We start from the raw sequence: 3704 nt of genomic DNA on the forward strand, positions 1-3704 counted from the left end.
CTCCAGGTTGGACCACGCCAGCAGCCGCATCAGGTCACGATTCTCCATCGCGAAGTCGAAGACCCGGCCGGCCTGGCCCGGGAGATCGTCGGGCGTGACCACCAGGTCGGAGTACACCCTGGAAAGGTGCTTCTCGAGCACTGTGGTGAACAGCGTCTCCTTGTTCTCGAAGTAGACGTAGATCAGGTTCTTGTTGCACCCGGCCGTCCTCGCGATCCGGTCGACGCGCGCTCCCGCCACGCCGTACGCGGAGAACTCCGCCATCGCCGCCTCGAGGATCCGCTCCTTGGTCGCCTCGGCCTTACCCATCAGTTCACCTCCAGCTCTCGGTGCCCCAGGGTAGCAATTGACTAACTGGTTAACCACTTGTACGCTTCTTTTGGGTAACCAGTTAGTCAATAATCGACCCCGAAGGTGCGACATGACCACGAATCTTCCCGGCGGCGCGCTGAAGCTCGCCGACGATCTGACCATCAGCCGGATGGGTTACGGCGCGATGCAGTTGGCCGGCCCCGGCGTGTTCGGCCCGCCGAAGGACCACGACGAGGCGATCGCCGTACTGCGAACCGCCGTCGAGTTGGGCATCAACCACATCGACACCAGCGACTTCTACGGTCCGGTGGTCACCAACGAGCTGATCAAGGAAGCCCTGCACCCCTACGCGCAGGACCTGCACATCGTCACCAAGGTCGGCGCCCGGCGCGGCGACGACGCGAGCTGGAACCCGTCTCTGGAGCCCGAGGACCTCAAGGCGCAGGTCCGGGAGAATCTCGAGCACCTCGGCCTCGACGTGCTGGACGTCGTCAACCTCCGCGCACCGGGGCACGAGGAGGTCACCCAGAACTCGCTCGCCAGGGAGTTCACTGCGCTGGCCGAGTTGCAGCAGGAGGGTCTGATCAAGCACCTCGGCCTGAGCGGCGTCTCGGACGTCCAGCTGACCGAGGCGCAGGCGATCGCACCGGTGGTCACTGTGCAGAACCTCTACAACCTGGCCAACCGGGCCGACGATGCCCTCGTCGACCGCTGTGCGGCGGAGGGCATCGCCTACGCGTCGTTCTTCCCGCTCGGCGGGTTCAGCCCGCTGCAGTCGGAGACGCTGACCAAGGTCGCCGCCCGCGTCGGCGCGAGCGCCCAGCAGGTCGCCCTCGCCTGGCTGCTCCAGCGCTCGGCGACCACGGTCCTCATCCCCGGTACGTCGTCGGTCGCCCACCTGCGCGAGAACTTCGCCGCAGCCTCCCTGGTCCTGCCCGAGGACGCGATCGCCGAACTCGACACCATCGGCAAGTAGCTAACCAAGGCGGCGAGCCGGAGGGACAGGATGGACCTGGTCCCCGGGGACGACGGTGTTCTCGATGGTGCCGAGGGCATCGACCTGCATGGTCACGGTGTCGCCGATGGCGAGGGCCGGGGGAACCCGCTCGCCGCCATTGCGGCCCCAGAGCTCGACCAGGCAGCCGCTGCCACAGGTGCCGGAGCCGAGGATGTCACCAGCCCGTACTACGGTCCCGCGGCTGGCGTAGGCGATCATCTCCGGGAACGACCAGGCCGCGTTGGCCAGTGAGTCCTTGCCGATGGCGGTTCCGTTGATCGACACCGACATGGTGAGGTCGAAACGGTCACCCTGCCGGTACGGCTCGAGCTCGTCCGGTGTGACCAGGTACGGCCCGAGGGTCGAAGAGGTGTCCTTGCCCTTGGCCGGACCGAGGCCGATCCGCATCTCGTGGATCTGGAGGTCGCGGGCCGACCAGTCGTTGAAGATGCTGTAGCCGGCGATGTGCTTCTCCGCCTCCTCGACGGGCAGGTTACGGCCCTCGGTGCCGATGATGGCGGCGATCTCCAGTTCGTAGTCGAGGAGGGTGCAGCCCGGCGGCACCGGGACCGGCTGGCGCGGACCGATCAGGCTGTACGGGTTGGTGAAGTAGAAGGTCGGGACGTCGTACCACTCGGGCACGACTGCCGGCTCCCGGATCCCTTGGAACGACCCTTCGACATGTTGCTCGAAGACCATGAAGTCGCGGATCGACGATGCCTTGACGGGTGGCAGGAGAGCCTGCTCGTCCAGGGCGACGGGCGCAGAACACCGGCTGAGCACTTCCTGCTCGCTCGGCTTGGCGGCCAGTACTTCGAACAGATCGGTGCCGGCCGGAAGCGGATGCAGACGGTCGTCGTGGACGAGTGCCCGCCGGTACAGGCCGTCCAGTAGCAGCGCTGCGAACTTCACGAGTTCTCCTCGGGATCGTCGATGATGGCCACGGCCCGGGTCCAGCCTGCGGACGCGGCGTGGATCTTGTGGGGGAAGCAGGAGACCTTGAAGCCGGTGGCGGGCAGCGCTTCGAGGTTGTGCAGTTTCTCGAGATGGCAGTAGCCGATCTCGCGGCCGGCCTTGTGGCCTTCCCAGATCAGCGAGCCGTCGCCGGTCTCGGAGTACTTGCGTGCGGTATGGATGAACGGCGCGTCCCAGCTCCACGCGTCCGTGCCGGTGACCCGGACGCCCTGCTGGAGCAGGTGGATGGTGGCATCCCGGCCCATGCCGCAGCCGCGGGCGAGGTAGTCGTCCTCGCCGTACCGGACACCCGCGCTGGTGTTGATCACGACGATCTCGAGCGGGCTGAGGATGTGCCCGATCCGCTTGAGTTCCAGATCGATGTCGTCCGGCGTCACCACGTAGCCGTCGGGCAACTCCCGGAAGTCCAGCTTCACGCCGGGCTGGAAACACCACTCCAGCGGTACTTCGTCGATCGTGATCGCGCGCTGGCCGTTGTCCATCGTGGAGGCGTAGTGGTACGGCGCGTCCATGTGGGTGCCGGTGTGGGTGGTCAGCTTGATTCGTTCGATCGCCCAGCCCTCACCGTCCGGCAGGACCTCAGGCCCGGCGCCGGGAAAGTGGGCCAGGACGTCCGCCACGCTGTCCTGGTGGCCGATGTACTCGATCTCCGGTGTCCCACCAGGCGGGTCGGAGGCGATACCGGACATCAGTGGCACCGAGATGTCGATGAAGGTGGTCATGCTGCTCCTTCGGTTTCGAGCGCGGGGCGTGCGGAGACCCGTGCAGTGCCGCCCAGGTTGGGCAGCGCCGTCATCACGGCCGCGCCGCAGAGGAAGATCCCGGCACACAGCAGGAGTCCGGTGCCGAGGCCCGCTCCGGTGGCCAACGCACCCAGCGCGAACGGAGCGAAGGCGGACACCCCACGGCCGACGTTGAAGCAGAATCCGGCGCCGGTCGCCCGGACCCGCGTCGGGTAGAGCTCACCGAGGTAGGCGCCGAAGATGCCGCTGAAAGCAGCGAAGAACGCGAACAGCGGGCCCAGCCACAGCAACGCAGTACGGTCGGCTGCTACTACGTACAACGGCAGCGTCAGGCCGACTCCGAGCAGCGACAGGACCAGGGCGTACTTGCGGCCGATCCGGTCGGCGATCAGCCCGAAGACGTTGTAGCCGACGAACATGCCTATGTTCAGGACGGTCATGAACAGGGCGACAGTCGCCTTCGGGATGCCCCGGTTGGTCTGCAGGTAGGTCGGCAGCCAGGTCGACGCGCCCCACCAGCCGAACAGGGCCAGCGACGCCACCGCGGTGCCGAGCAGGGTCTTGCGGCGCAGGTCGGAGGAGAAGATCTCGGTCACCTTCACCGGTGTGCTCTTCTGCTCGATCCACTCGGCGGACTCGGTGAAGTAGAAGCCGATGATCAGCAACGGCACGATCAC

5 protein-coding genes are annotated in these 3704 nt (G+C 66.6%); 1 reads left to right on the forward strand and 4 read right to left on the reverse strand.

Going from position 1 to position 3704, the window contains the following annotated elements:
• A partial coding sequence (locus VFG33_RS38650; protein WP_325058002.1) for a TetR/AcrR family transcriptional regulator occupies nucleotides 1–309 on the reverse strand: 309 nt, incomplete at its 3' end.
• 112 nt (nucleotides 310–421) lie between these two features.
• Here VFG33_RS38650 and VFG33_RS38655 point away from each other — a divergent pair.
• Complete coding sequence (locus tag VFG33_RS38655) at nucleotides 422–1288, forward strand: oxidoreductase (RefSeq protein ID WP_325058003.1); 867 nt, start codon at nucleotides 422–424, stop codon at nucleotides 1286–1288.
• Here VFG33_RS38655 and VFG33_RS38660 read toward each other — a convergent pair whose 3' ends face one another.
• The 3 genes from VFG33_RS38660 to VFG33_RS38670 all read right to left on the reverse strand — a co-directional run.
• On the reverse strand, nucleotides 1289–2221 hold the full coding sequence (locus tag VFG33_RS38660) for a fumarylacetoacetate hydrolase family protein (protein ID WP_325058004.1): 933 nt from the start codon (nucleotides 2219–2221) through the stop codon (nucleotides 1289–1291).
• The gene (locus VFG33_RS38665) at nucleotides 2218–3006 is read right to left on the reverse strand and encodes a cyclase family protein (protein ID WP_325058005.1); all 789 of its coding nucleotides are present in this window, start codon (nucleotides 3004–3006) and stop codon (nucleotides 2218–2220) included. Before VFG33_RS38665 ends, VFG33_RS38660 begins: the two co-directional genes overlap by 4 nt.
• Nucleotides 3003–3704 (reverse strand): MFS transporter (locus tag VFG33_RS38670; RefSeq protein ID WP_325058006.1); only part of this gene is annotated, 702 nt, incomplete at its 5' end. The genes VFG33_RS38670 and VFG33_RS38665, both read right to left, overlap by 4 nt.

Origin of the sequence: Kribbella sp. (assembly GCF_035687465.1) — a bacterium.
Lineage (GTDB): Bacteria > Actinomycetota > Actinomycetes > Propionibacteriales > Kribbellaceae > Kribbella.

Bases quoted from the DNA above. Each gene is read 5' to 3' on its own strand.
- VFG33_RS38665 (WP_325058005.1), bottom strand. From the start codon at position 3,006: ATGACCACCTTCATCGACATCTCGGTGCCACTGATGTCCGGTATCGCC.
- VFG33_RS38655 (WP_325058003.1), top strand. From the start codon at position 422: ATGACCACGAATCTTCCCGGCGGCGCGCTGAAGCTCGCCGACGATCTG.